Genomic DNA, 24,111 nt, shown 5'->3' on the forward strand with positions numbered 1-24,111 from the left:
ACAGTCCCTAGGGGTCGGGCCTGGAGTCCTAACCCAGACACCAGCCGCAAGGTAGCCAGCTGATCACGTGCTCGCCGCCGCCCGGGCCACGGCCCGTCAGCGAGGCGAGCGGCCCAGCGGTTCCCGCAAAGCCCACCCTGCCCGTACCACCCGGCAGCCGGACGGCCGTGAACCGATCGGGTTCGCAGCACTCCTCGCCAACCTCGTCACCGACCGGGCTGCCTGGTGTGGTCCGGGCCGGGATGATGACGAGGGCGGTGGCGTCGTCGCGGTAGCCCGATTCGTTGGGCTCGGCTGCGGCGACGAGGGTGTCGGCGAGGTGTTGGGCGTCGTGCTGGTGTGTGCGGATGATGGCGTCGAGGTCGTCGGGTTCGATCTGGTTGTGGACCCCGTCGCTGGTCAGCACGACAAGGTGTCCGCAGGGGATGAGTGCATGATGCGCCGTGGCGGGGGTGACATCCGCCAGGTGGGCCCGAATCTGAGAGGAGAACTCATCGGCGATCTCCTCCTCGATCCCGCACGCGGCGAGGTAGGCGGCGACCGTGTGGTCAGTGGTGTAGCGGGTGAGGAGCTGGAGCTGGGGGTCCCATCCGTAGGCGCGGGCATCACCGGCTCAGGCCAGCGTCGTCGGCTCACCCGCCTGGACTCGGGCGACGACAGCGACGGCGCTCGGGCGTGCGCCGTCGTGTATGCGCGATCCGCACGCCACGCCGCTTGCGGCCGCCCCCGACCGGGTGCCGGAGGCTGAGCCTGGCCCGCTGCCCCGCTGTCCGGTGTGCGACGGCCCACCGGAGCGCATCTCCTGGCGCCAGCGCCCCGGCCAGCCGGGGCTCCTGCTCTTCGCCCCCTGCGGCCACCGCTGGTCCTCCCCGGCCCCACCGGTCGCCCCCACTGCGGGGTGCGCAGGATCCGCAGGGCCCGGCGCACGGGGGCATGAGCCCGCCCACCCCCCTCCCGCCTCTGCCCGGTGGCCCGGCAGGAGGGGGCCTACCGCGCGAGCGGACCGCTTGATAGCGTCCGCGCACGTCGGGGCTGCTGAACCAGGGGGAACAATGCCCGAGTTACTCACCACCGAGGATCCGGAACGGATCGCCGGGTACTGGCTCGCCGCCCGCCTCGGCGCGGGCGGCCAGGGAACGGTGTACGAGGCGTATGACGAGGCGGGGCAACGCGTCGCGGTCAAGGTGCTGCGCCCCGAACTCGTCTCGCGCCCCGACATCGCGGGCCGGTTCGCCAAGGAGGTCCTCGCCGCGCAGCGCGTGGAGTCGTTCTGCACCGCGCGGGTGCTTGCGAGCGGCATCGATGGTAAACGGCCCTACATCATCAGTGAGTTCGTCCCGGGCCGCGACCTGCGCAGGGCGGTCCGCGACTCCGGCCCGCTCACCGGCGACGCGCTGGTCCGTCTTGCCACCGGGGTGGCCACCGCCCTGGCCGCGATCCACCGTGCGGGCGTCGTCCACCGGGACCTCAAGCCCGACAACATCCTCCTCGGCTCCGACGGCCCCCGCGTCATCGACTTCGGCATCGCACGGACCGAGGACATGTCGCTCACCGCCACCGGACACCTCATGGGCACCCCGGGCTACATGGCCCCCGAGGTGCTGACCGGACAGCGCGCCGACGGCGCCGCCGACGTGTTCGCCTGGGGCGCCGTGATGCTGTTCGCGGCCACCGGACGTGACCCCTTCCGCGGCGAGAACATCGGCGAGGTGGTCGTTCGGGTCACCGAACACCACCCGGACCTCACCCCGTTGCCGCCCACGCTGCGCGACCTCGTGGGACGCGCCCTGGCCAAGTCGCCGACAGCCCGTCCCACTTCAACCGAGCTGCTCCTGCGGTTGCTGGGCGGCCCGGCCGACGAGGCCGACGCCGCCCTGCTCGCGGCGGGCCGGCGGACGGCCGGGCAGTTGCGCGACGCCACCGGGGGCGGCGCCGAGCCCGCGCTCGGTGCCGCCGCGGACGCGATGTACCAGCGGCTGCCGGAGCCGGTCCGGCAGGCCGTACGGGAGATCGTGCTCCGGCTGGCCGTGCCGGGCGGCGCCGCCGACGGCTCCCAGGACTCGATCCGTACCGCCGCCACCGCCGAATGGTTCGACGGCCGCCCGTACGAGGAACGCGCCGCGCTGCGCGACGCGTTCGACTCCCTCGCCGTCGCCCGGCTGCTGGTCCTGGAGGACGACACCGTGCGGCTCGCCAGCCTGGGCCTGCTGCGGGCCTGGGCACAGGCGCGTGCCTGGGTGGACTGGGACCGCGCCGCGCTGCTCCTGCTGCGCTGGCTCACCCAGGCCGCCGGGCACTGGGACGGGCAGGGCAGGCGGGCCGAGGACCTGCCGACGGGAGGCGCCCTGGAGGCCGCGCGCGCCTGCGTGGCCGGGGCCCCCGACTGGCTCCGGGCCAGCCGCCTGGAAGGAGAGTTCCTTGAGGCCTGCCGCGTGGCGGCCGCGGTACGCCTCCGCCGCACCCGCCGGCTGCGCGTGGCCGGGGCCGCATTGTTGACCCTCGCGCTGGTGGCGGGCCTGGTCGCCTGGCAGCAGAAACGGGTCGGTGACGAACGCGCCCGCCAGGCGTCCGCCCGTACTCTGGCCTCCATCGCCGAGAGCCTGCGCACATCCGACCCGGAGACAGCGGCACTGCTGAGCGTGGCGGCCTGGCGGATCGCCCCGGTCGACGACGCGCGGGCGGCCCTCTACGGGTCGTTGGGGCAGGACGAGCGCGGGGTGGCCAACAACCAGGCGCGGGTGTCGACGGGTTTCTACGCGGACCACGCGGACATCCTGCTCGACGGCCGGACCTTGGCCGTCCTCAGCGCCCAGAAGGCCGTCGAGGTCTGGGACGTCGTCAGCGGCGAGCGGACCGGCCGGGCCGAACTGCCCGAGGGGACACCGGACCTGCCGGCAGCCGTGGACCCCTCGGGGGCGGTCGCGGCCCAGAGCATGGGCAAGGGCGTCCAGCTGATCGACCTGAAGAGCGGCAAGGCGGGTCGGCTGCTCCTTCCGGACCACGCCACACCCCGCGTCCTCGCGCTCTCCCGGGGGGCCGGCCTGATCGCGATCGCCACCAGCACCGAGGTGGTCCTCGTCGACGGCCGCACCGGGCAGACGGTGCTGGGAGTGCCCGGGGACGGCTCCGCCGCCTTGTCGGAGGACGGAGCGACCTACGCCTACTGCCTGTCGGGCCGGCCCGTGCAGTTGTACTCCCTCGCCACCCGGCGGACCACGGAACTGGTGCAGCAACCCCCCCACTCCACGGCCACCTGTGAGCGCAACCAGGGTTTGGACTTCAGCGCGGACGGCAAGCGCCTGATCCACACGAACACCAGCGGCATGTCCACGCTCTGGGACGTGTCCTCCCGCACCGTGGTACGCGAGATCACCGCGAAGTCGGTGGCGGCCCTGAGCCCGGACGGCACCCTGGCCGTCGAGGCCACGGACACCCAGCTGATCGTGTGGGCGGACCACGGCGCCGCTCCGTCGTCCGTCCTGCTCACCTATCCCCGGCTGGAGACGGACGGGAAGCCCATGCCCCTGTCCCTCGCCTTCGACGCGGAAACCCGGGTGCTGCGGTACGTGACCAGGGACCGTCAGGTCCGCTCTCTGGACCTGACGTACGGACTCCAGGACGTGGCCTCCAAGACGAATCTGGCGGATGCGCTGTTTGCTCCGGACGCGCGGACGCTCGCGACCGCGGGCACCACGGAAGCCGGTACGGAGGACCGAATGCGCCTGTGGACCACAGCTGACGGCGCGGTACGCGACCTGTCGGACACTCCGATGGCGTACACCGGCACGGTGGCCGACGACGACGATGACGGCGTGTGGACCTACTCGCGCGACGGGCGGCTGCTGGCCACCGAGGTGCTGGGGACCGGCGGCGCAGACGACGCGACGCGCCTGAGGGTGTGGGACACCCGGGACAACCGGCTGCGCACCGAGCTGACCCTGCTGCCGGCTTCCGTGCAGTTCGTCAGCGGCTTCGAGTTCACGCCGGACGGGAAGCAGCTCGCCGTGGCGGTGGAGGGACCAAACCGTTCCCGTGCCGTCCAGCTGTGGGACGTGGAGTCCGGCAAGCAGGCGTACGAGATCAAGGACGCCGGCGCAACCAACCTCGCGATGAACCCCAATGGTTCCCTCCTGGTCACTTCGGCGGGCGAGCGGGTGGACCTGGCCACCCGCACCGTCGAGCGCGACGTCCTGGGCCCCGGCGTCATCCAGGACCTGGAGTTCAGCGACGACGGCTCGGTGCTGGCGGTCAGTCTGCTCAGAGGCGCCGTGACCCTCTGGGACGGCACCGGCCGCCGCCGCCTTGGCGGCCTGTCGAGTACGGCGTCCACCCGCGGGGACGACTTCGGTGGCCGGGTGGCGAGGCTCCGCTTCTCCCACGACGGCAAGACCCTGGCCGCCATCGTCGGCGACAGCCGGATCCAACTGTGGGACGTCCCCACCCGCCGCCGCCTCGGCGACCCGCTCCGCGGCTCGGCCGGGCTGCTGCGGGCCCTCGCCTTCGACCCCCGGGGCCGACTGCACGTTTCCTCCTCGTACCACCCGCACCGCGTCTTCGACCTCGACCCCAATGCCGTCGTGAGTGCGCTGTGCGAGCGCGTCGGCAGGAACCTCACCCGCGAGCAGTGGGAGGAGAACGTGCCCGACCTGCCCTATCGCGCGGTCTGCTGACTGATTGCCACGTGCAGAATGGTGTTCAAAGATGCTCTATGTCGGCTGACTTCGAGCATCTTCCTTCAAACGGGCCCACCTGGGCGCGATCTTGCCGGGAGCATGCCAAGGAGCTGTGTCTGTGTCCGTGGAACGGACCGCACGAGGAGCTGCCCCATGAGACTGCCCAGCATCCGCAGGAGCCAGCGCCGACACGCCGGTGGCCGACGACGAGCCGGCCCCGATCGAGCAGCCCGCGTCGAGCGCCGCTGCCAAGCGGATGACTCCCACGCTGCGGCGCTGCGCCGGGCCCGAGCCGAGCGGGCCCAACGCTCCGGAGGAGCGGTCAGGCTGCCTCGGCTGGCACCACTCAGGACGACGGCTTGATCCTTGCTGGTAGGCGATGGCCCACACCGTCAGGGCGACAAGGGGGGCAGCCGCCGTTTCCAATGGAAACGGCGGCCCCTGCGCGGCAGCAGCCCTAATCACGTACCGCCGTGTTTCATAAGAGCTCGTAACACGATCTTGATGAGATGTCCTGGTCAGCCGTGACCGGTGTGACGATTCAGCCGTTCGTGGTGGTGTGAGTACTCGGCCGTGGATCGTGGACGACGACTTGTGGGCACTGATCGAGCCGCTGCTGCCGCCCTGGCCGACGAGGTCACCAGGGCCGCGGCCGGTAGCTGACCGGTTGTGTCTGCAAGGCATCCTGTACGTGCTCTGCAACGACATCGCCTGGCAACTCCTACCACCTGAGCTGGGATTCGGGTCCGGGCAGACCTGCTGGCGGCGCCTGGAGCGGTGGCAGCAGGCCGGGGTCTTCGACCAGCTGCATCGGATCCTGCTCGCCGAGTTGAATGCGGCCGGCCGGCTCGACTGGTCCAGGGCCTGCGTGGACGGCTCCCACATCCGTGCGAAAAAGGGGGAGCCGACACCGGTCCGTCGCCGGTCGACCGGCGGAAGACAGGCAGCAAACACCACCTGATCTGCGACGGACGCGGCACTCCGCTCAAAGTCATCACGACTGCGGCGAACGTCAATGACGTCACCCAGACTCTCGCCCTGGTCGACGGCATCCCACCGGTGGCGGGCCGCCCCGGCCGGCCCCGCCGACGTCCCGATGCTCTGCTCGGGGACAAGGGCTACGACTCCAACGCCAACCGTGATGAGCTGCGTAAACGCCGGATCCTGCCCGTCATCTCCCGCAAGGGATCCCCGAACATCAAGGGCATGGGCAAGCTCCGCTACGTCGTGGAACAGACCTTCGCCCTGCTCCATCAGTTCAAACGACTCGCCGTCCGGTGGGAACGGCGCACCGAGCTCCACGACGCGTTTGTCTCCCTCGCTTGCAGCCTCATCTGTTGGCGACGCCTCAACAAGCCCACCTCATGATCGTGTTACGAGCTCTAAGCGACCGCCCAGTTCGCCGACAGGGCTCGTGATGCCTCTTTCCGACTGACTGTCATCTGTTATGAGCTCTGGGGGTTCAAGGTCGGTGCCCGCGTCGGTGAAGTAGTCAGCTGCCGGCACTGCAGGTCCTGCATTGACAGCGGCTTGGTAGCTCTCCTCGACTAGGTCGGCGAACGCCGCAGCGCGTCGCTGCCGCCCTCCTATGGCGCCGCGAAGCCAGTCGTGGCGGCCGTATTCCCAATGCGCTCTTCCTACTTCGCCGCGAAAATGCCGCTCAAGCGTATACCTGAGCATGGAATCATCCACGTCTCCCAGTTGATACGCGGCGTACCATCTACCCATGATCAGATTGGCGAAAATGATCTGCCGATACCGCTCGAATGGCATTGGAGTGTTTGGCGGTTCCAGACATTCCGCCAGGGCCCGATCTCCCATCGTTAGATAGATCATCTGCCTATGGGTAGACCTGTCCCGTTCATCTCTGGCAGCCTTTGTCTGCTGCGCTTGAAACGTGAGCGAGACCACAACGCCAGTCAGAGCAATTCCGGAAATCAGCACCGACGCCGCACTGAAGGCCTGTGCACGGTTGTCGATGAGTCTGAACACCAAGACCAGAAGCGCTGAAAGCAGGGCCACCGCCAAGATCGCAAAGGCTAGAGTCCTACGAGGAATCATTGCAATAGAATCCCATACCACTGCATAGATTTCAGCCCAATCGCCTGTGCTGCCAGGAGAAGGCGCCTCGAACAACAGAGGGATAGCCTGGAAACCATCCCCTTTGTTCCCTTGAGTGCCACCCGACTCAGGACTGTCGCGATTGCTCAGCTGATCGATGCCGTGAGCTGTTGCCGCAGGGCCTCGGCAAAGTGAGACATCGTCCTATTTGTAGTGTATTGAGGCCGCGTTCTCGCCTGCGACCGCCAGGTGGGTGCGGGCCGAGACGCTGGAGAAGGACTTGCCGCCCGGCCCCGGCGGTGAACTCATTTATCTCGCTGGAGCAGTCTCCCGGGACACCGCTCATGGCCCCGTGACCACGACAGTCAGGCCCGCCGGTGGTATTACTCCAAGGCCCGGGTCGCCCCCGTCCTGGTCGACTACAGGGCGGCAAACACTCAACGCGCCAGGTCAGTTGGCCGCGAATGTGTCCTACTGTTCTGAAATGACCTGGATACCGCTGCTTGCCACGCTCGTCGGTGCCGTGATCGCGATGGGATCGGCGCTGTTGGTGGAGCGCAGGAAGACACAACGAGAGACGACAGTTGAGTGGGGCAGAACACGACGGCAGCTCTACGCGAGGTTCCTCTCAGACCATGCTCAGGCAGGCAGCGACCTGCGTAATATTGCCGCCACGCCTGGCCTGGATGTGAGCGAGAGGTACCGGCAGACACGAGCGGCCTACGCACACTGCTACACGTCTCGTCACGAGACCGCCCTGGCCGGGCGGGCGAGGGGCCGGCCAGGCCCGGACCTCTTGATGCGCCGTCGAGCTGCGCGGCGTACGGATGTGGGCCATGACTGGCTCGAACCGCGTGCGGTCGTTCACGTTCCCGCCGGCGACCGTGAACGCGAAGGGGCGTCCCCGGCCGTCGCGGGCGAGGTGGATTCTGGTGCCCAGTCCGCCGCAGGAGCGTCCGAGTGCTTCACCGGTCCTGGACCCCCGTTACCGCCTTCGTGGCCTCGCAATGAGGCTCCCGGCCTTCGGCCCCGGTATGACTTGAGCCCCCAGTCGAGATGATCGAAAAGATGGTATCGCCGGTGCCGGAGGCATTGGCAGACCGCTGATTAGAGGCACGAGCGCCCTCGGGCAGTCTCTTCGTAACGTGGATGCCGGCACGCTGATGCCGCAGGTGGGGCCGGGGAGAGCGCGAGCACGGGAGCGAAGGGCATGTCGGACGAGACTGGCATCGACGTCTATCTGGGCCTGGACGTCGGCAAAGGCGATCACCACACCACCGCCGTGAACCGGGCAGGGAAGAAGGTGTTCGACAAGCCGCTGCCCAACAGCGAACCGAAGCTGCGGGAACTGTTCGACAGGCTCCAGGCCAAGCACGGAATGGTGCTGGTGGTGGTCGACCAGCCGGCTTCCATCGGGGCCCTGCCGCTGGCGGTCGCCCGTGATTCGGGCTGCCAGGTCGCCTACCTGCCCGGACTCACGATGCGCCGGATCGCCGATCTCTACCCCGGCGAGGCGAAAACCGACGCCCGCGACGCGTTCATCATCGCCGACGCCGCCAGAGCAATGTCCCACACCCTGAGGACGATCGATCCCGCGGACGAGACGATTGCCGAGCCCGCGATGATCGCCGGGTTCGACGATGATCTCGCGGGCGAGTCCACCCGGATCGCCAACCGGCTCCGCGGCCTGCTCACTCAGATCCACCCGTCCCTGGAACGCGTCCTGGGCCCGCGGATCCAGCACCCGGCCGTACTCAGACTTCTGGACCAGTTCGGATCCCCTGCCCAGATCCGCTAGGCCGGACGCCGTCGCCTCGTGACCCTGATACGTCCCAAAGCGCCGCGGATGGCGGAGCGACTGCTCGAGGACATCTTCTCCGCGCTCGACGAACAGACCGTCGTCGTCCCGGGAACGGATGCCGCCGCGCTGATCGTCCCCAGCCTCGCCAGCTCGCTTCAATCCGTGCTTGACCAGCGGAAACTCCTCGCCGCCAGGATCGAGGAACTCCTGGAGGCCCACCCTCTTTCCCAGGTCCTGATCTCGATGCCCGGCATCGGGATCAGGACCGCCGCCCGCATCCTCATCGACGTCCGCGACGGCAGCGGCTTCGCCACCGCAGGCCACCTCGCCGCCTACGCCAGCCTCGCACCCGTGACCCGCAGTTCCGGCTCCTCCATCCGCGGCGAACACCCCTCCCGCCGAGGCAACAAACAGCTCAAGAGAGCCTTCTACCTCGCCGCGTTCGCCTCGCTCTCCCAGCCCGAGTCACGCGCCTACTACGACCGCAAACGCAGCGAGGGAAAACACCACATCGCCGCCCTCATCGCACTCGCCCGACGCCGCATCGACGTCCACTTCGCCATGCTCCGCGACGGCACCCTCTACCAACCACCCACACCCACTACGGCTTGACGAAAGCCATAGAGGCACCTTTTTTCGGGCCCCCGGCCGCGTGCTGCTGGGCCCGGACATCCGTCGCATCGGCGTGCTGTCGGAGGAGGGTCAGGAGCCGGTCCCAGGTCCCGTCCGCCGACCAGCGGTGGAACCGTTCAGGTAGCCCACCCAGAACAGGTGCCCGCCCGGGGTTCGGGGAAGGTTCAGGAGAGCCAGTCGGCGTAGCGGGTGGAGGCGAGGTGGGCGTCCTTGTCGGTGAGGACGTCTCCCTTGACGACGGCGAACATGCCGGCGGTGGGGTCGGTGACGACGGTGCGGCTGTCGGACGTGTGGGACAGGGCGAGCCGGCCCAACTCGTCCAGGGAGAAGACCTCGGGTCCGGCGATGCTGCGAATGCCCCCCAGTGGGGCGCCCGCAGCGACTTCTGCCACCGCGGCAGCCACGTCCCTGGAGGCGATCGGCTGGATCGGCGTGGCGGGCAGCCGGACGGTGTCGCCGTCAGTGGTCCAGGACAGGATCGCGTCGATGAACTCCATGAACTGCGTCGCGCGGACGATCGAGTAGGGGATCGGTCCGGCCGTGAGGATGTCCTCCTGGAGCGCCTTGGCCCGGTAGTAGTCCAGCTCCGGCACCTGGTCCACGCCGACGATCGAGAGAATGACGAAGTGACGTACGTCAACCTTCTCGCCCGCGGCCAGAAGGTTGTCCATCGAGGTCCGGAAGAAGGCCAGGGAGGCTTCGTCGAAGGTCGGGGAGTTCGTCAGGTTGACGATGACGTCGGCCCCCGCCACCGCGTCGTCCAGTCCTTGGCCGCTGATGACGTCGACTCCGGTGGACTGCGAGTGCGGCACCGCCTCGTGCCCAGCGGCGTTCAGATGCGTGACGACCTGCGACCCGATCAGCCCGGTACCGCCCATGACCGCGAACTTCATGACATGCCTTCCGTCGGGAGATGTGTCCGAAATATGACACATGATCCCTGTCGGGACGTCTGATGCAAGGTCAGGGTCGCATGTCCGGCCGACGTCTTACCCAAGCAGCCATCAATGGGGAACTCAAGGATGCCCTTCACCTGAGGTACGGACTACGCGGGGACCCGGGCTACCAGGTTCGAGGGATGGCCCGTTGCGTGACCAACGCACCCGCGCGGCATCGACTCTGCGGGGCAGGCGCGGGCCCTGGAGCGGAGATCGATCATGACCGTACCGGCCATCGGGGTCGCGGCGTGCGCCTCCTGCCGCAGGCCGGATTCCAGCGAGTAGTCGGCAACCGCTGGATCAGGCGCGCCTGGCGGCCCGGTGGGTACGGGCGTGCACGTGGCCCCACCCACCGAATCGGGGGAGACGGGACGCGGACGAGAAGCAGCCATGCGGTATGTGTGCCGCATGTTCTCTGCCGTATCCGCTATTCCGGTTCTACCGTTAGGGGTTCTCGACCCGCGTGGTGCCCGGGGAGCCCTGCGCGGTGATTCACCGGCGGCAGGTGGGTGCCACCTCCGCCTACAGCCCCCTGCGTCCAACTGCTGGGGGCGGCGGCCCCGGCGGGCGGCGACCGGGGTCGGCTGTGGCCCGCGGCCGTCCACACGAGGATCGCGGAGGAGCAGGCTGAGGTGGACTGGTACTGGGCGCGCCGGAGCGGACCGTGGTTCGGGGAGCGCGAGTACGCGCTGAATGAGGGCGCCACCACCGAAATCGCGCTGGTCCGGGCGGCGGTCGACGATTGCCACGGCAACCCGGTCTTCCACGCGTCCTCCCGGAACATCAATCCCCCGGCCGCGAGGCCGGGCGGAACACGGTGGCGGAAGTGGAGGAGCGGGTGGACCCGGGGGAAATCGACCCGGACCAGGTGCACTTGCCCGGGGTGTTCGTCCAGCGGGTGGTCGAGGTCTCGGCCGGGGATCCTTCGGCGTTTCCGCAATAGTGCGCCACGCAATCATGTGGTGCTCTCATACATTTCCGCACCAGGCTATGTGTTTCTCACATGTGGGAAGTGTCCTCGGCTTCCCGCATGATTCCGGCCATGACAAGCGGAATCAATCCCAGGGGCGGCACGGCACCGGCCGCCGTCGGAGCGGTCGACCTCACCGGACGGACCGCCCTGGTGACTGGAGGCGGCAGCGGAATCGGCCGGGCCTGCGCCGTGGCCCTCGCCTCGGCCGGGGCCCGCGTTCACGTCGTGGACCTCGACGCGGACGCGGCCAAGGCCGTGGCGGATGCGACCGGCGGCCACCCGCACACGGTCGACGTGGCCGACGCCGCGGCGCTCGCGCGGCTCCCGAAGGACGTCGACGTCCTGGTCAACAACGCAGGGCTACAGCACGTGGCGCCGCTGACCGAGTTCCCCCCGGAACGGTTCGAACTGATCCAGCGGGTGATGGTCACCGCACCGTTCCTGCTGCTCCGGCACACCCTCCCGCACATGTACGCCCGTCGCTGGGGCCGGGTCGTCAACATCTCCAGCGTCCACGGGCTGCGGGCCAGCGCCTACAAATCGGCGTACGTGGCGGCCAAGCACGCCCTTGAAGGCCTGAGCAAGGTCACCGCCCTCGAAGCCGCGCCCCACGGGGTGACCAGCAACTGCGTCAACCCCGGCTACGTCCGTACCCCGCTGGTCGAGCACCAGATCACCTCGCAGGCCGCCGCACACGGCATCACCCCCGAAAGGGTCGTCTCCGATGTGTTGCTCACCCGGCCCGCGATCAAGGAGCTGATCGACCCGGAGGCCGTCGCAGCGGTCGTGCTCTGGCTGTGCGGCCCCCAGACCGCACAACTCACCGGGGCTTCCCTGCCACTCGACGGGGGCTGGACCGCCTCCTGAGATCCCGCGCCTGACACACCTCCCGCACACGCCCATCAACCGAGAAGTGGTCACACTGCCATGGAATCCCAGTCCTCAAGAGGCGGCATCCGCCGCATCGTCGCGGCCAGCCTGATCGGCACCACCATCGAGTGGTACGACAACTCATCCGATCGGGGCTACGACCTGCCGTATCCCAGGATCTGTGCGATCGAAGTCAGCACGGAACCAGCACGGGGCAACGGCGCGCCTGCTCGGTACCGACGAAGTGGCTCGCGGCGCACGCCACCGGCCCGACTGGCCCATCGGGACCGACTACAGAGCGTCGCCTATCCCATCATCCAAGGTCTTCAGGTGCAGGCGTCCTGAGGTTGGCTCTCGCCCCAGGAAGCAGCGTTGTCCCATGCCCTCGACTGGTGTCTGCAGCGTCATCGAGCACGTCCCCGCAGCCGGGGGAGCAGGTTCGGCAGGCCAGCTTCGGGCACCCCTGAGTGGGACCATCCCTACGGGCGCGGGGAGCAGTCGGCGGCGTCATGCTCCGCGGTGCCGTACCGGCGACTAACGTTGTGGCCGTCCGCTCGACGCTGGGCTGGGCTGATCTCGCGGCGGTTCCCGAGGTGTACGCGGCGGCGTGGAGCGGCCTGTTCGGCAATCTGGACCTGCGGCCGGGCGAGACCGTCCTGGTGCGAGGAGCGACCTCCTCGCTCGGCCAGGCCGTGGTTAGCCTGACGGTCGACTACGGGGTGACCGTAATCGCCGCGCCCCGGGATCCGCTGAGGGCGCCCCTGCTGAAGGAGCTCGGCGCCGCCGACGTGCTCATCGACGACTGCGCGCTCGTCACGCAGGTCGCGGAGCGGGAGATCGGCCTCGATGCGGTGTTCGGCGTCGTCGGCAGCAGCGTCCTGCGTGACTCGTCGGCCCTGGTCCGGCCGCGCGGCCGGACCTGCCGGCTCGGCTTCCTGGGCGGATTAGAGTCCGTACGCGACCTCGACCCGATCGCCGACCCCCCAGCGGAGCCCGGCTCAGCTTCTTCGGCAGCGCCTTCGTCCTGGGCACCCCCGCGTTTCCGCTCACCGGCGTACCGCTGGAGGAGATGTACGCCAAGGTCGAGGCCGGTGTCCTGCAGGCCCGTCCCGCCCGGGCCCGGCCGTGGGCGGGAACACCGGGACCATGGGCACGCACGCGGAGCCGGCAGAAGGAGGGGCGTCGCTGCGGAAGGCATACTGGTCGGGTCCGCGGCGTGTGCCTCGATGTCACATGCGCACGTACTCCTCGGTGTCCTCGACGAAGTCTTTCAGTGCCTGGTCGGTGAGTGTGGGTCGGGTCTGTGCTATGGCCTGCAGGTAGTCCTGCGTGCCGATCGGGATGCCTTTCCGCTGGGCGACTTCGCGTTCGAAGGCGGTGGCGGCGCCCTTGCGAGCGGCGAACTCTATATCGGCCGGCGTGAACATTGCGCTTGCCTCTACCAAAGGGTGCAGGTCGACATGGACGGCGGCGGGTCCGAGGTAGCGCCGCCAGACGGCCGAACGGGCCTCCGGGTCCGGCGGGCCGACGGGGATGACGTAGTCGAAGCGGCCGGGCCGAAGGAACGCCGGGTCGAGGGAGCGGACGGAGTTCGTGGCGCAGATCAGGAGGCGGTCGTCGTGGTCGCGGAAGCTCGGGATCAGCTTGAGCAGTTCGTTGGTGACTCCGTGACTGGGGTCGACAGCCGTACCGGACCGGACAGAGGCGATCTCCTCGACCTCGTCGATGAAGAGCAACACCGTCTCCAGTTCGGCCAGTTCCGTGAACACCTCCCGCAGCGAGGTCGCCAGCCCTCCCTCGTGGGACGATGCAAGCCGGGAGGGGAAGAGTTCTACGAAGGGCCACCGCAGCCGCGAGGCGACCGCTCGGGCGAAGCTGGTCTTGCCCGTGCCCGGCGGTCCGAAGAGGATGACCGCCTTCGGCGGCCTCACTCCGTACTGCTCGGCCAGCACGGACTGTGCCAGCGGTAGCACGATCCGCCGCTCGATGGCCTCTTTCTCCCGCTCCATTCCGGCGAGGCTGTCCCACAGACCCTCCGGAAGCATCCTTCCCCCGAGTTCGGCGAGGAGGCCGGCGTCGCTTGCACCGAGGTGTTCGACCTTCTCGTAGAAGACGAGCCCGGCCCGGGAGCGGTATCCGGAATTCTCCAACGCTGCGGTTCCCGTCGCCCCCGGCGCGAGAAGCGCGCCGATCCGGCGGGCTCCCAGCGACCGCAGGCGCCGTTCGAGCTCGGCGATCAAGGAACTCCCGATTCCGCGGTTGCGCCACGTCCCGGCCAGAGCCACCACCATGATCCAACCCCGCTCGCCACAGGCCTGCGCCACGGCGACACCGACCAGCTCGTCGCCGACCACCGCCACCACGGCGGGTCCTCCGGCCCTGGCTGCGGTCACGACCTCCGAAACGGGGAAGACGGCAGGTGCCTCGTCCGCCTGCTGGTTCTGGTCCCAGATCTGGATGGCGCGGTCCAGGTCGTCGTCGCGGAAGTCCCGCAGTCGCCACGTCGGCATCGCAACCACCTTCGTGAAGGAGCCGGGGCCGCCGACGCTCCGCAGAGCAGAGAGCACGGTGCTCCCGGCAACGGATCCATGCTTCATTCTCCGTGTGCGTGCCACTTGTGTGCGCGTCGACCGATTCGGCATGGGGGAGCCGCCGACAACCGCAGGCTGTCAAGTGCGCCCGCCTGCGTCGCAAGGGCGCACAGGGCGCTGCAACGTACTACATGACTACTGTGCGCGACAGTCGTCACGTCTTGTGTGTGAACAGTTCGGATAGGTCACGGACCCGAGTCGAGGGGCGCCCGATTGAGATCCGTCGGTATCGCTGTACACGAGGAGTACGGAGCCGGGCGGAAGTGTGATTTCGGTGGTGGGGTAGTCGGCCTCGGGGTCGATGCCCAGAACGAGTTCGGGGGGCAGCCTCAGGAATTCGGTCCGGCCGTCGGGGTGGCGGAGCAGGGGTGGCGGGTGTCCGGCGGTGGCGAGACGGGCGCGGTGATGGGCGAGGTCGAGCTGGGCGATCAGGCTGCTGGTGAACAGTCCGGCGTCGAGGTCGGTCAGGAGGCGGTTGGTGCGGGCGAGCAAGTCTCCGGGGGAGGCGCTTGCGGTGGCGTGCGCCTGGACAGCGGTGCGGACCTGTCCCATCAGGAAGACGGCGGTGTTGTGGCCTTGGACGTCGCCGATCGCCGCTGTGGTGGCGGTGGGAGTGTGGATGAGGTCGTAGAGGTAGCCGCCAATAGCCATGCCGTGGCCGGCCGACTGGTAGCGGGCGGCGACGTCAAGGCCGGGGACGTGGGGCAGGGCGGGGGCAGCAGGCCGGTCTGGACGGTGTGGGCGAGGGTGTGCTGGGCGTCGTAGAGGCGGGCGCGGTCCAGGGCTTGGGCGATCAGTCCGGCGAGGGAGGCGAGGAGAGCAGGTTCGGTCGGTGGGAAGGGGCGGGGTTGGTCGTAGGAGAGGACGGGGGAGCCGATGCTGTGGCCGGAGGCGGTGAGGGGTAGGAAGGCCCAGGCGTTCCCGGAGGCGGAGCGGGGTGCGTCGGGGTAGGTGCGCCGGAAGTCGGCGAAGTCGGGGAAGGAGACGGCGTCGCCCGTGGCCCTCGCGTGCGCGGTCGGGGTACGGGAGGTCAGGGGCGTACCGTCGAAGCGGTTGATGAACTCCGTGCTGTAGCCGCGGTGGCCGATGACGTGCAGGCGGCCTTCGTAGGCACTCATGAGGACCAGGCCCTGGGGCCCGAAGGCGGGCACGACCACCTGGTCGGCAACGACGTCGGTCACGTCTTGAACGCTGTCGGCTTCGGCGAGGTGGGTCAGGTGGTACGGCGCCAGGGCACCGACTGATTCATCGGACTGCGTGGCCTGTGAGGTGGCCGTCCGTAGCGGGGCGGGTGTGATGTGGACGCTGATGCCAGTGCCGTCGGGGTAGAGCTGGAAGAGGAGTTGCTTGTCCGGGGAGCGCGTGGCGGTGAACGAGGTGGGCCGGCGGGTGACCGCCGCAGCTCTGTAGCTTTCCTCGCTGACCGGTGCGTGCAGCCACGGCAGTGCTTCCCAAGGCCGACGGCCCGCGAGTGAGGCGGCATCGGCGCTCTTGCATCGCCAAATGGCTCGGGGCATCACCTTCCAACCCGTCCCCATGGGTGGGACCCAGCTTGCGCTGATCTTCACCCAGCTCGTCGTGGCCGGCCCGGTCTTCTCCGGCTGGTTCGGGCTGGTCCGGATGCGTAGGTCCCGCCCTGCGGTGGATGTGGTGCGTGGCAGGTGTGACGAGAAGGGTTCGACAGTCGCTCACTTCTGGGCGCTGATCGCTGCCGTCTCCGGAACGGTGGGCCTCGCCAACATCGCTGGTGTCGCCGTCGCCGTGTCCATCGGGGGTTCCGGCGCGACGCTCCGGATGATCCTCCGTGGCCTCCTTGGCCGCCCGTGAAGATCAGGCCAGGGACGCGGCGGCCCGGCGGGCGGGCGCTCTGCACGCCCGATTGGGTTCTTCTGGAGCGCCAAGTCGAGCTCCCGGAAGAAGAAATATCCTCCCGTCACCGGCTCCTGGCCCTCGTCCCTCGACGAGATTCATCGCAGGCAGTGCACCCGCAGCGGGTAGCGGATCGCAGGATCTGTAAATTGCAGAAATCTGCAATTTAATAGATGCTGTGATTGCTGTGTCAGTAGGTAGCCGCGGGCACGGCGCCAGGCGTATGCCCCGTTCGGGGTGGTGAGAAGGGTGCGAGACCGTGCCGGTTCCGCTGTATCAGGCGAAGGCCGAGTTCTTCCGGATGCTCGGGCACCCGGTGCGGATAAGGGTTTTGGAGCTCCTGCAGGACGGGCCGATGCCGGTGCGGGACCTGCTGGCCGCGATCGAGGTCGAGCCCTGCGCCTTGTCCCAGCAGCTCGCGGTCCTACGCCGCTCGGGGATCGTTGCCTCGACCCGTAACGGCGCTACCGTCGTCTACGCACTGGCCGGCGGGGACGTCGCTCAGTTGATGCTGGCGGCGCGGCGGATCCTGACCGAGGTCCTGACGGGGCAGAGCGAGCTGCTGGAGGAACTGCGCGAGTCCGAGGTCCCGGCCTCGTGAGCGTGAATACCGCCCTGACCGCCGTGCTCGGCCGGGTCCGCTGCGTTCTGCCCGCCCGGGCCGACTGGGCCGTCATGGCCCGCAGCCCCCGCCGGGACCTGCTGGCCGGGCTCACGGTGGCGATCGTCGCCCTTCCCCTCGCGCTAGGGTTCGGGGTCTCCTCCGGTCTGGGCGCGGAGGCGGGACTGGCCACCGCTGTGGTCGCGGGCGCGCTCGCAGCCCTGTTCGGCGGGTCGAACATCCAGGTGTCCGGACCGACCGGTGCGATGACCGTGGTCCTGGTGCCGATCGTTGCCCAGTACGGGCCCGGCGGTGTCCTGACCGTTGGCGTGATGGCCGGCGTGCTCCTGATCGGTCTCGCCTTGCTGCGGGCCGGACAGTACATGCGGTACGTGCCGGCGCCGGTGGTGGAGGGCTTCACCCTGGGGATCGCGTGCGTGATCGGCCTCCAGCAGATACCCAACGCGCTCGGCGTCGAGAAGCCGGAGGGCGAGAAGGTCCTGCTCGTGGCGTGGCGGGCGCTCGTGGAGTTCGTGGCCTTCCCGAACTGGACGGCGATCGGCCTCTCGGTGGGTGTCGCGGCAGTGATGCTGGCCGGGGCGAGGTGGAAGCCGACGGTCCCCTTCTCGATCGTCGCGGTCATCGCCGCGACCGTGATCGCGCAGGTCTTCCGTCTTGACGAGGCGGCCCCGATCGGTGACCTTCCCTCCGGGCTCCCCGCTCCGTCCCTGGCCTTCCTCAAGGCTTCCGAGTTCGGCTCGCTGCTGGCCCCGGCGGTCGCGGTCGCGGCGCTCGCCGCGCTGGAGTCCCTGCTGTCGGCGACCGTGGCGGACGGGATGACGGTGGGGCAGAAGCACGATCCGGACAAGGAACTGTTCGGGCAGGGCATCGCCAACCTCGCGGCCCCGCTGTTCGGCGGTGTGCCGGCCACCGCCGCGATCGCCCGCACGGCGGTCAACGTCCGCACCGGCGCCTCCTCCCGGCTGGCCGCGCTCACCCACGCCGCGGTGCTCGCGGTGATCGTGTTCGCCGCCGCCCCCTTGGTGTCGAAGATCCCTCTCGCCGCGCTGGCCGGCGTGCTTCTGGCGACGGCGATCCGCATGGTCGAGGTCGGATCGCTGCGCGCGATGGCGAAGGCGACCCGCTCGGATGCCGTCGTGCTCGTCCTGACCGCCGCGGCCACCCTGGTTCTCGACCTCGTGTACGCGGTGATCATCGGCCTCGTCGTCGCGGGAGCCCTCGCCTTGAAGGCGGTGGCGAACCAGGCCCGGATGGAGCAGGTCGACTTCCGCCCGGACCTGCCTGGCGAGCACAGCGACGAGGAACACGCCCTGCTCGCCGAATACATCGTGGCCTACCGCATCGACGGACCGCTCTTCTTCGCCGGCGCCCACCGCTTCCTCCTCGAACTCTCCGAGGTCTCCGACGTGAAGGTGGTGATCCTGCGCATGGCGAGGGTGACCACCCTGGACGCCACCGGCGCCCTCGTCCTGAAAGACGCGGTCGAGAAGCTGAACCGGCGCGGCATCGCCGTCATGACCTCCGGTATCCGGCCCGGCCAGCGCCAGGCCCTGGACGCCGTCGGCGCCCTGGACCTGCTGCGCCTGGAGGGCCGTGAGTACGCCACCACCCCCGAGGCGATCGCCGGCGCCCGCAAGCACTTGGAGCGGGCAGGACTGCTGCCCCGTACGCACCACCGACCGCACCGCATCCGGAAGGCCGCACGATGACCGTCCCCGCCGACCTCCGCATGATCGAGGTCTCCGGCACCGAGGCTCTCTGGCTCCTCGAGGGCTCCGCCCAAGGCCGACTCGTCTACATCCAGCGGGAGGTGGCCGTCGTCCGCCCCGCCACACACGTGATGGAGTACGGACGCCTCGTCGTCCGGGCCCCCGTACAAGCCGCCACCATCCCCGGCCGGGCGCTGCTGACCTACCAGGTCGACGAGATCCGCAGCCCAGCCGGCACCGGCTGGACGGTCAGCGCCCACGGCCCGGCCGATGTCATCGCCGACCCAGACGAGGCCGCCCACTACCGGCGCACCCTGCCCGGCTGGGCCCACGGCCCCCATGACACCCTGCTGCGCCTGCACCCGCAGTCCGTGTCCGGGTTCCGCCTGGCCCGCACCGTGAACGGGGTGGGCCGGTGACCGTCCAGGTCGAGGCGATGCCCTACCGGCACGTGCTGGACGTGCCGGCCATGGGGGCCGCTGTCCGCATCGCCCGCGAGACCACGGAGCTCGTCCTGGTGGAGTGCGGGGTGGGCCTTCGCCATCCGAGCGTCGGGCCGGCGCTGCTGATCGTGGCCGAGCTGGTGACCAACGCGGTCCGTCATGCCGCCGTGACGTCCCCGATGATCACGGTCACCTACGCGCACGGGCCGGGAGGATTCGCGTTCGCCGTCCACGACCGCCACCCCTACCACCCCGCCTTGTTCGGGGCGCTCGCCACCGCCCCGGGCAGCGGCCTGGCGATGGTGGTGGAGATGACGATGGAGCTCGGCGGCACCGCCGTCGTACGGGCGGATACGGACGGGCGTGGCAAGGCCATCTGGATCACCCTTCCCCTGTAAAGCCGAGGAGCTGACGATGACGATCGAATGGCGCTACACCACTCGCCAGGACCTGGGCGTGCTGTCCCTGGCCGGGTATCTCGGCGCGGACGCCACCGACCGGTTCACCGGAGCGATCGGCTGGGCGCTCGCCCGGGGCACCGGACCGGTCATCCTGGACCTGACTGGTCTGCTGGGTTGGTCGGCCGGCGGGCAGATCGCCGTCGCCCAGGCCGCCCGCCGCCTCGCCGAGAGTGGACGCCGGCTCGAGCTCGCCGCGATCCCCGCGGACGGCTCGCTCGTCCCCGACGCGACCTGCCCGCCCATGCCCGTCCACTGCGACCTCGCCGGCGCCCTGGCCGCCCACGGTGCCCCGGGCACGGTCAAGCAGTGGACCACCGACGACTGGCCCACCTCGCACTCTCCCGAGGCACCCGCCCTCGCCTGAGACAGCACCACCATCCACACGAACAGCGACGAAGGACACCACCGCCATGAGCGACATCATCTTCAAGGACTCCAACGGCACCGTCCTGGACGACGGGGACTCGGTCACTCTGACCAAGGACCTGAAGGTCAAGGGCACCTCCGAGACCCTCAAGCGCGGCACCCTGGTCAAGAACATCCGCCTCACCTCTCGCCCCGGCGAGGTCGCGTGCAACACCAAGAAGGTCAAGGGCCTGGTCCTGAAGACCGAGTTCCTCAAGAAGGCCTGACCGACGAAGGCCCCGCCCCGGCGTGCCGAACGTCACGACGGTGCCCCGCCGGGTCCACGAGTTGCAAGGATCTGCAATTGTGGAGGTCGCAAGGTGTGAAGAGGGGCGAACGGATGCCTCTACGAAGGAACGGTTCCGGGTGGATGAGATGGGCAGTCACGACAGGGGTACCCAGGTGAGTACACCGCTGTACCAGCTGAAGGCGGAGTTCTTCAAAACGCTGGGGCACCCGGTCCGCATCCGCGTCCTGGAACTCCTGGCCGAGCGCGAGCACGCGGTCGCCGAGATGCTGCCCGAGGTCGGGGTGGAGGCCGCGAGCCTCTCCCAGCAGCTGGCCGTGCTGCGCAAGTCCAACTTGGTGGTGACCCGCCGGGAGGGCTCGAGCGTGTACTACGCGCTCACCGACCCCGAGATCGTCGATCTCCTGCGGGTCGCCCGAAGCATCCTCTCCGGCGTTCTGGAGGGCCAGGCCGAACTACTGGCCGACCTCAAGGCCAGCCGCCACGCCTGAAAGGTGCCGGCCCTGCGGGGACCGCGCCCCACGTACGCGGCCGTCTTCCGTCAGTGCGGGTTCAACGTGCTTCTGACACCGGAAGACGGCCGCTCCCTCATATGCCGAACCGCGCCGCAGGCGTTCGGGCCCACTTCGGTCCCCCTCACTTCTGGGCGTGCTGCCCCAAGTAGAACAGCAACCAGATGAACCCGGCGAACACGTGCGTGCCGAAGATGTAGAAGAAGGCCCGCATCGCAACGCCCTTCTCCTTCCACTTCTCGTGCTCCGTCGCCGTGTCCTTCTCGGGCAGGTTGTCCGTCATGACGCACCTTCCTCCTTCGTGCTCGGCTTCTCGACCGGGTGGCGGCACGGGCGGATGCGGACCTGCATGCCGTGTTCGCCGGCGTACTCGATGGCGGCCGCGACTTCGCCGGCCTCGACCGTGCGAACCTCCGGCTCAGGGCCGGTTCCGAGGTAGGTGATCTTGTACAGCTGTACGGCCTTTTGGTTCCTGCTGGTCATGGTGTGCCTTCCGGCAGGATGAAGCCGACGACCACCGTTTTGCCGTGCCCGCCGGAGGAAGGCTGGATACGGATGTCGCCGCCGAACGTGCGCGCCAGGTCAGCCACCGTGCGCAGCCCCTGCCCGGAGGTCTGGCCGGCGTCGGCCAGCGTTATCGGGCGCGGGTCCAGGTCCTCGACCGAGACCACGAGCAGGTGCTCGGCCATGTGGAGAGTCACCTCCGCATCCGTGGAGTCCTGAGCGTGCCGGACGGCGTTGGTCACCAGTTCGCTGACCACCAGGAGCACGGCGCCGAAGAGGGCGCTGGAGCTCTCAAGCCCGAAGGAGACGAGGGACCGTTCGCTGCGCTCGCGCGCGGCCCGCACGGAACCCGGCACCAGCGGCACCGTCCACACGTGCTTGAGCACCTCGACGGCAGGCCGGCCGCTGGGGTGCCGGGCCATCACCGACGCCTCGGATGCGCCGGTGCTGCTGTCCGGTTCACCGGCCGTCTCCTGCGTCGGTGGCCACGCCGTGATCGTGGGCCACGCGCAAGGCGTCCTCCAACTCCTCCGCGGCCTGCGCCTCCTCGAAGGCATCGTCAGCTTCCTGTGCAGCCTGGAGACGAGCCCGCGCCACGCGGACCCGTTCCAGCGCCGCTTCCTCGAACCCGGCCACACCGCGACCCCCGTCCACCATATCCAGAACTAGTAAATTGCATAACTCTGCAAGTCTAGCTGGTGCGGGTCCGTTGGGAAGTTCACCGGCCCAGGCTGATCAGGGCACCTTGCGCACCAACTGGCTGGTCAGCTCGTAGCGGGCACCGACTACGGCCAGGCAACCGTCGGCGACCCGGGTGGCGAGATCCGGCTCGGCGGCAAGGCGCGCCCGGACCCGGCGGACGTTCTCGGCGACCGCCGCGTCGATCCGGGCGTCGCCCCGAAGCCGGTGGTCGATCGCCGGCCGGATCCGGTCCGCCAGGTAGCGGATGTGCGCCGGGAGCTCACCGCCGGCCTCGGCGTGCACGGCCGCAGCGACCGCCCCGCACCCTTGATGCCCCAGGACGACGATCAGCGGGACACCCAGTTCCAGCACGCCGTAGGCGATGCTGCCCAGGACTGCCTCGTCCAGGACTTCGCCCGCCGACCGCACGGTCAGCAGATCGCCCAGCCCCTGGTCGAAGACCAACTCCGGCGGCACCCGAGAGTCCACCCACCCGAGCACCACGGCGAACGGATGCTGCCCGCCCACCAGCGCCCGGCGCACATGCCCGGCGCGGTCCGGATGGCTCTCGTGGAACGTCCGCCAGCGCCGGTTTCCCGCCTCCAGCTCGCCCCACGCCTGCCGGGGCCCGGCAGGCCGCGGCCTGCGGACAGCTGCCTCCCCGGCCCGTGCGCCTGAGGCTGCTGACGGCCCGAACGCCGGCCCGACCCCTAACGCCAGGGCCCCGCTCAACCCCGCACGCACCATTCGGCGCCGCGCGAGGACCACCTCGGATTCGCAGTCACGATCGACACTCATGTCTGGACAAAGTAGGTGCCGGCCCTTGTCGGACATCGGGCAGAGGCCGGCCTTGAGCAAGATTTGGCCCGCGCTGGAGGTGCGCGTTTCCGGGGCAGGGCCGAGTTCTGTCGGGGCGGCCGGGCGAGGGCGCCGCCCTGCCGATGTCAGCCGGTCTTGAGCATGCCGCGCATCAGGGTGATCTCGGCTGTCTGGGAGGCGATGATGTCGTCGGCCAAGGCCTTGGCGGGGCCGTAGACGCCCTGCTGCTTCTCCGTGTTGGCCATGGCAATGGCGCCTTCGTGGTGGTCGATCATCATGGTCAGGAACATGGTGTCGAAGGCGTTGCCCCTGGCCTTGCCCAGCCGATCCATGTCCTGGTCGTCCATCATCCCGGGCATGCCGGAGTCGTCGCCGTGGCCCATGCCGTCCATGCTGACGCCGGTGGGGACCTTCTCGCCCCATGTCTTGAGCCAGCCGGTCATGGTCTCGATCTCCGGGGCCTGCGCCTTCTTGATCTTTTCTGCGAGTGCCCTGACATCGGGGGATGCGCCGTGGGCGGCGACCATGTCGGACATCAGGATGGCTTGGCGGTGGTGAGGGATCATCCCCTGCGCGAAGGCGACGTCCGCCTCGTTGTGCCGGTCGGCCTCCGACGGCGCCGGGGCGGTCGCGGTGACCGGAGCGGTGCCGGCCGTGTTCGTGGTGTTGTCGCCGCCGCACGCGGCAAGGACCAGTCCGGCGGCGACCGCGGTGGCCGCCAGGGCAACCCGGCGCGGCAGGGATCGGTTCGTGTTCATGTCGCTGAGCTCCAGTGATTCGGATGCGGGAGGGGCTGGCTCTCCGTGGCCGACGTGCTCGGGCGCGTGCCACGGGAGGAGTTCCTACGTCCGCAGGACCTGGAGACCGGCGAGCGAGGGAGGTGCCCGCCCTCCGGCGCGCTGATGGACCAGTGCGAGCGACGGTGCAGGCTGGGCAAACACGAGGCTGCCGGGCATGCTGCTGAGAGGCGTGATATCCGGCGCGGCGACGCCGGGGACACCGGGCAGGGCCGGGGAAGCACACATCTGGTCCGCATGACCGGCGTCTCGGACCGGGCCGCGCTGCTCGTGGTCGCACGGATACAGCGGGCCGGTGGCTGCCGCGTGGTGGGACACGTGCACCGTCACGCCCGTCGCCGGCAGCGCAGCGGAGGTGTCGAGGCCGTGCATCCCGAGCAACCCGATCAGGAGAGCAAGGACGAGCAGCGATCCGAGCCGCGGGACCGGCCGGGACTGCGGCTGCGTGCGGGGCTCGTGGCGGGTCACATTTCCCACCGTAGGGCGCCCCCGCGCCGGGCGC

The 24,111-nt window shown here is 69.4% G+C and carries 24 protein-coding genes and 5 pseudogenes; 16 read left to right on the forward strand and 13 right to left on the reverse strand.

Annotated elements, in window-relative coordinates; translation table 11 throughout:
- Positions 1–28 precede the first annotated feature (28 nt).
- Positions 29–406 carry a hypothetical protein gene (locus OG386_RS44420; protein WP_328792955.1) on the reverse strand — a complete coding sequence of 126 codons (378 nt, stop codon included), beginning with the start codon at positions 404–406 and terminating at the stop codon, positions 29–31.
- Positions 407–1,052: 646 nt separating this feature from the next.
- On the opposite strand from OG386_RS44420, the gene OG386_RS44425 reads away from it, so the two are divergent.
- Both OG386_RS44425 and OG386_RS44430 read left to right on the forward strand, forming a co-directional pair.
- A complete protein-coding gene (locus OG386_RS44425) occupies positions 1,053–4,670 on the forward strand; it encodes a WD40 repeat domain-containing serine/threonine-protein kinase (protein WP_328792956.1) in 3,618 nt (1,205 codons plus the stop codon).
- A 562-nt stretch (positions 4,671–5,232) separates the two neighbouring features.
- Positions 5,233–6,041 (forward strand): IS5 family transposase gene (locus OG386_RS44430; protein ID WP_266607329.1). Its coding sequence is split into 2 segments (ribosomal slippage): positions 5,233–5,550 and positions 5,553–6,041, totalling 807 coding nucleotides; the frame shifts between segments, so codons are not numbered across the junction.
- Here the strand turns inward: OG386_RS44430 and OG386_RS44435 are convergent.
- Positions 6,036–6,695 (reverse strand): DUF6082 family protein, encoded by a 660-nt coding sequence (locus OG386_RS44435; protein ID WP_328793566.1) that lies wholly within the window; start codon positions 6,693–6,695, stop codon positions 6,036–6,038. The genes OG386_RS44430 and OG386_RS44435 overlap by 6 nt on opposite strands.
- A gap of 1,249 nt (positions 6,696–7,944) precedes the next feature.
- Between OG386_RS44435 and OG386_RS44445 the strand changes: the two are divergent.
- Positions 7,945–9,147 (forward strand): annotated as a pseudogene (locus tag OG386_RS44445) (IS110 family transposase).
- A 16-nt stretch (positions 9,148–9,163) separates the two neighbouring features.
- Here OG386_RS44445 and OG386_RS44450 read toward each other — a convergent pair.
- A pseudogene (locus OG386_RS44450) lies at positions 9,164–9,286 on the reverse strand (IS5/IS1182 family transposase); the annotation flags it as partial.
- 46 nt (positions 9,287–9,332) lie between these two features.
- Entirely contained in the window at positions 9,333–10,061 is a 729-nt protein-coding gene (locus tag OG386_RS44455; protein WP_328792957.1) for an SDR family oxidoreductase, read from the reverse strand.
- 719 nt (positions 10,062–10,780) lie between these two features.
- On the opposite strand from OG386_RS44455, the pseudogene OG386_RS44460 reads away from it, so the two are divergent.
- The 4 genes and pseudogenes from OG386_RS44460 to OG386_RS47125 all read left to right on the forward strand — a co-directional run.
- Positions 10,781–11,049, forward strand: a pseudogene (locus OG386_RS44460) (CoA-transferase); the annotation flags it as partial.
- A 99-nt stretch (positions 11,050–11,148) separates the two neighbouring features.
- The gene (locus tag OG386_RS44465) at positions 11,149–11,946 is read left to right on the forward strand and encodes a 3-hydroxybutyrate dehydrogenase (protein WP_328792958.1); all 798 of its coding nucleotides are present in this window, start codon (positions 11,149–11,151) and stop codon (positions 11,944–11,946) included.
- Between the two features lie 60 nt (positions 11,947–12,006).
- A complete protein-coding gene (locus OG386_RS44470; protein ID WP_328792959.1) occupies positions 12,007–12,294 on the forward strand; it encodes a hypothetical protein in 288 nt (95 codons plus the stop codon).
- Positions 12,295–12,458: 164 nt separating this feature from the next.
- Positions 12,459–12,890: pseudogene (locus OG386_RS47125) on the forward strand (zinc-binding dehydrogenase); the annotation flags it as partial.
- A gap of 288 nt (positions 12,891–13,178) precedes the next feature.
- Here the strand turns inward: OG386_RS47125 and OG386_RS44475 are convergent.
- The 3 genes from OG386_RS44475 to OG386_RS44485 all read right to left on the reverse strand — a co-directional run bounded on the left by OG386_RS44475 (position 13,179) and on the right by OG386_RS44485 (position 15,721).
- A complete protein-coding gene (locus tag OG386_RS44475) occupies positions 13,179–14,459 on the reverse strand; it encodes an ATP-binding protein (protein ID WP_326747053.1) in 1,281 nt (426 codons plus the stop codon).
- Between the two features lie 216 nt (positions 14,460–14,675).
- Positions 14,676–15,092 carry a PP2C family protein-serine/threonine phosphatase gene (locus OG386_RS44480; protein ID WP_326747052.1) on the reverse strand — a complete coding sequence of 139 codons (417 nt, stop codon included), beginning with the start codon at positions 15,090–15,092 and terminating at the stop codon, positions 14,676–14,678.
- Positions 15,092–15,721, reverse strand: a complete 630-nt coding sequence (locus OG386_RS44485; RefSeq protein WP_402673893.1) for a GAF domain-containing protein — start codon at positions 15,719–15,721, stop codon at positions 15,092–15,094. Before OG386_RS44485 ends, OG386_RS44480 begins: the two co-directional genes overlap by 1 nt.
- 263 nt (positions 15,722–15,984) lie before the next feature.
- Between OG386_RS44485 and OG386_RS44490 the strand changes: the two are divergent.
- The 8 genes and pseudogenes from OG386_RS44490 to OG386_RS44525 form a co-directional block, all read left to right on the forward strand.
- Positions 15,985–16,358 (forward strand): annotated as a pseudogene (locus tag OG386_RS44490) (alanine:cation symporter family protein); the annotation flags it as partial.
- A gap of 310 nt (positions 16,359–16,668) precedes the next feature.
- A complete protein-coding gene (locus OG386_RS44495) occupies positions 16,669–17,010 on the forward strand; it encodes an ArsR/SmtB family transcription factor (RefSeq protein WP_030648705.1) in 342 nt (113 codons plus the stop codon).
- 74 nt (positions 17,011–17,084) lie between these two features.
- A complete protein-coding gene (locus OG386_RS44500) occupies positions 17,085–18,740 on the forward strand; it encodes a SulP family inorganic anion transporter (protein WP_328793567.1) in 1,656 nt (551 codons plus the stop codon).
- Positions 18,737–19,159, forward strand: coding sequence for a pyridoxamine 5'-phosphate oxidase family protein (locus tag OG386_RS44505; RefSeq protein ID WP_030648700.1), 423 nt, complete (start codon positions 18,737–18,739; stop codon positions 19,157–19,159). Before OG386_RS44500 ends, OG386_RS44505 begins: the two co-directional genes overlap by 4 nt.
- A 17-nt stretch (positions 19,160–19,176) precedes the next feature.
- Entirely contained in the window at positions 19,177–19,581 is a 405-nt protein-coding gene (locus OG386_RS44510; RefSeq protein ID WP_053613091.1) for an ATP-binding protein, read from the forward strand.
- Positions 19,582–19,597: 16 nt separating this feature from the next.
- Positions 19,598–20,008, forward strand: coding sequence for an STAS domain-containing protein (locus tag OG386_RS44515; RefSeq protein ID WP_328792960.1), 411 nt, complete (start codon positions 19,598–19,600; stop codon positions 20,006–20,008).
- 46 nt (positions 20,009–20,054) lie between these two features.
- Positions 20,055–20,276: an alkylphosphonate utilization protein gene (locus tag OG386_RS44520; RefSeq protein WP_328792961.1), complete on the forward strand. Its 222-nt coding sequence runs from the start codon at positions 20,055–20,057 to the stop codon at positions 20,274–20,276.
- Positions 20,277–20,451: 175 nt separating this feature from the next.
- Positions 20,452–20,787, forward strand: a complete 336-nt coding sequence (locus OG386_RS44525) for an ArsR/SmtB family transcription factor (RefSeq protein ID WP_030648691.1) — start codon at positions 20,452–20,454, stop codon at positions 20,785–20,787.
- Between the two features lie 145 nt (positions 20,788–20,932).
- Here the strand turns inward: OG386_RS44525 and OG386_RS44530 are convergent, their stop codons facing one another.
- The 3 genes from OG386_RS44530 to OG386_RS44540 are packed head-to-tail and all read right to left on the reverse strand — an operon-like array spanning position 20,933 to position 21,734.
- On the reverse strand, positions 20,933–21,091 hold the full coding sequence (locus OG386_RS44530; protein WP_158718350.1) for a DUF6126 family protein: 159 nt from the start codon (positions 21,089–21,091) through the stop codon (positions 20,933–20,935).
- Entirely contained in the window at positions 21,088–21,291 is a 204-nt protein-coding gene (locus tag OG386_RS44535; protein ID WP_326747050.1) for a hypothetical protein, read from the reverse strand. The genes OG386_RS44530 and OG386_RS44535 overlap by 4 nt, the downstream gene beginning before the upstream one ends.
- Positions 21,288–21,734 (reverse strand): ATP-binding protein, encoded by a 447-nt coding sequence (locus tag OG386_RS44540; protein ID WP_328792962.1) that lies wholly within the window; start codon positions 21,732–21,734, stop codon positions 21,288–21,290. The genes OG386_RS44535 and OG386_RS44540 overlap by 4 nt, the downstream gene beginning before the upstream one ends.
- Before the next feature lie 22 nt (positions 21,735–21,756).
- On the opposite strand from OG386_RS44540, the gene OG386_RS44545 reads away from it, so the two are divergent.
- Positions 21,757–21,981 carry a hypothetical protein gene (locus OG386_RS44545; protein WP_328792963.1) on the forward strand — a complete coding sequence of 75 codons (225 nt, stop codon included), beginning with the start codon at positions 21,757–21,759 and terminating at the stop codon, positions 21,979–21,981.
- Positions 21,982–22,047: 66 nt separating this feature from the next.
- Here the strand turns inward: OG386_RS44545 and OG386_RS44550 are convergent, their stop codons facing one another.
- The 3 genes from OG386_RS44550 to OG386_RS44560 form a co-directional block, all read right to left on the reverse strand.
- Positions 22,048–22,791: a carbonic anhydrase gene (locus OG386_RS44550; protein WP_328792964.1), complete on the reverse strand. Its 744-nt coding sequence runs from the start codon at positions 22,789–22,791 to the stop codon at positions 22,048–22,050.
- A gap of 146 nt (positions 22,792–22,937) precedes the next feature.
- The gene (locus OG386_RS44555) at positions 22,938–23,570 is read right to left on the reverse strand and encodes a DUF305 domain-containing protein (protein WP_326747047.1); all 633 of its coding nucleotides are present in this window, start codon (positions 23,568–23,570) and stop codon (positions 22,938–22,940) included.
- Positions 23,571–23,654: 84 nt separating this feature from the next.
- Complete coding sequence (locus tag OG386_RS44560) at positions 23,655–24,077, reverse strand: DUF6153 family protein (RefSeq protein ID WP_326747046.1); 423 nt, start codon at positions 24,075–24,077, stop codon at positions 23,655–23,657.
- Positions 24,078–24,111 lie beyond the last annotated feature (34 nt).

The organism is Streptomyces sp. NBC_00273 (assembly GCF_036178145.1).
Taxonomy (GTDB): Bacteria; Actinomycetota; Actinomycetes; order Streptomycetales; family Streptomycetaceae; genus Streptomyces.